Origin of the sequence: Marinobacter aromaticivorans (assembly GCF_002806975.1) — a bacterium.
Classification (GTDB): Bacteria; Pseudomonadota; Gammaproteobacteria; order Pseudomonadales; family Oleiphilaceae; genus Marinobacter; species Marinobacter aromaticivorans.
This window is the reverse complement of sequence record NZ_NIHD01000030.1, coordinates 1-3,838: the sequence shown is the minus strand read 5'-3', so window position 1 is coordinate 3,838 and position 3,838 is coordinate 1. Positions and strand designations below refer to the sequence as shown.

Annotated in this window: 3 protein-coding genes and 1 pseudogene; 3 read left to right on the top strand and 1 reads right to left on the bottom strand. The window is 55.7% G+C overall.

Going from position 1 to position 3,838, the window contains the following annotated elements; genetic code table 11:
• Positions 1 to 117 precede the first annotated feature (117 nt).
• A complete protein-coding gene (locus CDH48_RS18925; RefSeq protein WP_100690248.1) occupies positions 118 to 1,002 on the bottom strand; it encodes a LysR family transcriptional regulator in 885 nt (294 codons plus the stop codon).
• A gap of 103 nt (positions 1,003 to 1,105) precedes the next feature.
• Between CDH48_RS18925 and CDH48_RS18920 the strand changes: the two genes are divergently transcribed.
• The 3 genes and pseudogenes from CDH48_RS18920 to CDH48_RS18910 all read left to right on the top strand — a co-directional run.
• Positions 1,106 to 2,545 carry an aldehyde dehydrogenase family protein gene (locus CDH48_RS18920; RefSeq protein WP_100690247.1) on the top strand — a complete coding sequence of 480 codons (1,440 nt, stop codon included), beginning with the start codon at positions 1,106 to 1,108 and terminating at the stop codon, positions 2,543 to 2,545.
• Between the two features lie 16 nt (positions 2,546 to 2,561).
• Positions 2,562 to 3,539: a dipeptidase gene (locus CDH48_RS18915; protein WP_100690246.1), complete on the top strand. Its 978-nt coding sequence runs from the start codon at positions 2,562 to 2,564 to the stop codon at positions 3,537 to 3,539.
• 75 nt (positions 3,540 to 3,614) lie between these two features.
• Positions 3,615 to 3,838, top strand: a pseudogene (locus CDH48_RS18910) (BCCT family transporter); the annotation flags it as partial.

Sequence of the window (3,838 nt, the reverse complement as noted above, 5' to 3'; positions counted from 1 at the left end):
TCAGTGTGCTGCAGCAGTTCATCGTGATCACGGCCATCCCGGTCTCGCTGGTGCTGCTACCCTCGTTATGGCTTGGCCCCAAAGCGGCCTATGCCATGGCGCGCGAACAGAATCTGATCACTGCATCTCACTGCGCAACTTCTTCAACACGTACGCCTCCATAATCTGAGCTGCAGGCGAAAGCGTCCGGTTGCTGGCCTTTACCAGGCCGATTCGGCGCACAACATCGGGCTCGCGCAGAGGAATGAAGCACAAATCAGTGCTGTGTTCCGGGAACGCCAGCTGCGGCAGGGTGGTAATACCCGCGCCCGCTTCCAGCATGGCGATCAGTGAGATCATATTGGAAATGTAAAACGCGCTATTTTCCACAAGCTCGGATGCAATGGTGCCCATCAATAACCGGGAGGTCCCATTGCGTATGAGTTTCTCGCCTTGCAGGCTATGCCAGTCCAATGCCTGCCGGGATGCCAGAGGGTGGTCCTTGTGACACACAACGCCGATTTTATCCTCGAACAAATGGATATACTCGAGCGTGTCACTGCTTTGCCACAGGCTGGTAATGCCCAGATCAACTTCACCCTGGGCCACCATCTGGCACACGTAATGGGCGTTTTCGTCGTGCAGGCTGATGGTCAGGTCAGGATAACGCTCGATAAAACCCGCAAGCAGTGACGGCATGATGCGGCTGGCCACCGAAGGCACCGTTGCTATATGCACATGCCCCTGTTTGCCATCAGCCTGGCTGATCACATCTTTTGCCAGCCGGTCATGCTGCCCCAGAAGCTCCCGGAATCGCGGCAGGCAATATTTGCCAAAAGGCGTAAGCTGGTTCTTCGCACTCCGCTCAAACAGATTCTGCCCCAGGCGTTGTTCAAGCTCCCGCACGGCCATGGAAAGCGCGGGCTGGGTACGGTGCACGCGCTTGGCCGCTGCATTAAAACCGCCCTCGTCGACAACCATAATCACATAACGCAACTGCTGGATTTTAAGTTCTGGCAACACACTGATCACCCTATAAGCATTATTTATAAGTCAATCTTTATTATTGATTATTCTTATTATTACATCTTGACTACCATGAATGCATCGTAATAAGGAGGCTTTCATGACCAATTCTCATCCGCTCTACATCAATGGCCAGTGGGTTACCGGCACCAAAACCATTACCAACGTTAACCCGTCAGACCTCAGTGACGTTATCGGCGAATTTGACCAGGCCAATGCCGAACAAACCAGAGAGGCTATCAGCGCCGCACAAAGCGGCTTCGCGCAGTGGAGCAAAAGCGGCCTTGAACAACGCTACAAGGTTCTGATGACCATTGGCGATGAACTGATTGCGCGCCAGAGCGAGCTGGGGGAGCTGCTGTCCCGCGAAGAAGGCAAACCTCTTGCGGAAGGTAAAGGCGAAGTTTACCGCTCGGGCCAGTTTTTTCATTACTACGCCGCCGAAGTGTTACGCCAGATTGATGAGCGTGCAGAATCTGTACGCCCCGGCGTGGAAATCGACATTCGGCGCGAGCCGCTGGGCGTTGTAGGTATTATCAGCCCCTGGAACTTCCCCATGGCAACCGCCGTCTGGAAAATTGCCCCCGCCCTGGCCTTTGGCAATGCGGTGGTATTCAAACCCGCCAATCTGGTACCGGCCAGTGCCTGGGCTCTCACTGAAATCATCAGCAAACAGGAGCTGCCTGCCGGCACCTTTAATCTGGTTATGGGCTCCGGCGGTGAAACCGGCGAGGCCCTGATCAACAGCCCGGATGTACAGGCCATCACCTTTACCGGTTCTCTGGAAGTAGGCCGCAGAGTTGCTTCTGCCACCGTGGGAAATCTGGTCAAGTGCCAGCTTGAGATGGGCTCAAAGAACGCACTGATCGTGCTGGACGATGCCGATCTGGATCTCGCCGTAGAAGCCGCATTCAATGGCGCCTACTCGGGCAGCGGGCAAAAATGCACCGCCTCCTCGCGGCTGATCGTAACCGATGCCGTGCATGACGAGTTCGTGGCAAAGCTGAAGGCACGGCTCGAGCAGGCCAAGGTCGGGCACGCCCTTGAAGAAGGTGTACAAATTGGCCCCGTCGCAGACAAACGCCAACTGGAATCCAACCTGGCGTGGATTGAGAGCGCAAAAGCCGAAGGCGCAACTCTCGCTTTCGGTGGCTCGAAGGTTGAATCTGCGACCGACGGCTACTATATGGCGCCGGCCCTGTTCACCGACACCACCAACGATATGGCAATCAATCGGGATGAAGTCTTTGGCCCCATTGCCTGTGTCATCCGGGTGCCTGATTACGAAACCGCGCTGGCGACTCTGAACGACACCCAGTACGGGTTAACGGCAGGCATTATTACCAACTCCCTGAAGATCGCCTCGGACTTCAAAGCGCGGGCCCAAACCGGCTGCGTGATGGTAAACCTGCCAACCGCAGGAACGGATTACCACGTGCCCTTCGGCGGCCGCAAAAACTCCAGTTTCGGCCCCCGTGAGCAGGGTCAATACGCCCGCGAATTCTACACCGTTGTTAAAACCTGCTACGTGCGGGCCTGACAGGAGGACGGATTCCATGCTCACCATTGATGGACTTCAATACTCCAACTGGTCCCGGGAGATTTTTGAGCAGATGCACGCCGGGGGTGTCTCAGCGGTGCATGCAACGCTGGTATATCACGAAAACACCCGGGAAACCCTGTCCCGCCTCGGTGACTGGAACCGGCGCTTTGAGCAGCATAGCGACCTGATTATGCCGGTTTATGACGCCGAGGATATCGAACGTGCCCGCGCCTCCAATCGCGTGGGTGTGTTTTTCGGCGCCCAGAACTGTTCGCCCATAGAAGATGACATCGACATGATCGCGGTGATGCGCCGCCTCGGTCTGATGATCATGCAACTCACCTATAACAACCAGAGCCTTCTGGCAGCCGGTTGTTATGAGGCTGAGGACAGTGGTGTCAGCCGGTTCGGGCGGCAGGCCATCGCGGAAATGAACCGGGTTGGCATGATCATCGATATGTCACACAGTGCAGAACGCTCCACCCTGGATGCCATCGAACTCTCCAGCCGACCGGTCATTATTTCCCATGCCAACCCTGCTTCGTTTCACCCGGCGAAGCGTAATAAATCAGACACAGTACTGAAAGCCATCGCCGAAAGTGGGGGCCTGCTGGGATTCTCGGTCTACCCGTTCCACCTGAAGGATGGCCCTGACTGCACACTGGAGAGTTTCTGCGCCATGGTGGCCGATACGGCCGACCTGATGGGCATTGATCATATTGGTATCGGTACCGACTTGTGCCAGGGCCAACCCCAGTCTGTTCTGGACTGGATGCGTAACGGGCGCTGGTCGAAGCAGATGGATTTTGGCGAAGGTAACAAAAACAACGCCGGTTGGCCCAGGCCGCTGACGTGGTTCAAGGATAACCGTGACTTTCCGGCAATTATCGAAGGATTACGGCGGAAAGGATTTTCTGAACCGGAAGTGGAAAAAATCATGGGGCTCAACTGGCTGCATCAACTGAAAACCGGAACCCGGGCTCTGCAATGAACCCGGGTGGCCACAGAGCACTGCGGATCACAAGGCACGGATAAAACAGGTGCCCAAAACAAAAAGGTAAGTGTGATGAAAAATAACAACATCAATTCCGGCGGGGACTACTCCATAGCCCAACTGGGTGATCCGGTGGTGCTCACCCTCAGCGTGGGCTTTATTGTCCTGTTTGTCGGGTTCTCCCTGTTCGACCTCAAGGGCGTGGCCGACCTGATCGGCAATGGCTTTGCCTGGACCGCCAAAGTGTTTGGCTCCTACTTCCAGATGCTGCTGCTGGCAACCTTCTTTATCGCCAT

Excerpts from the sequence above, each read along its gene's own strand:
- CDH48_RS18920 (WP_100690247.1), top strand. The coding sequence starts at position 1,106 with ATGACCAATTCTCATCCGCTCTACATCAATGGCCAGTGGGTTACCGGC.
- CDH48_RS18915 (WP_100690246.1), top strand. The coding sequence starts at position 2,562 with ATGCTCACCATTGATGGACTTCAATACTCCAACTGGTCCCGGGAGATT.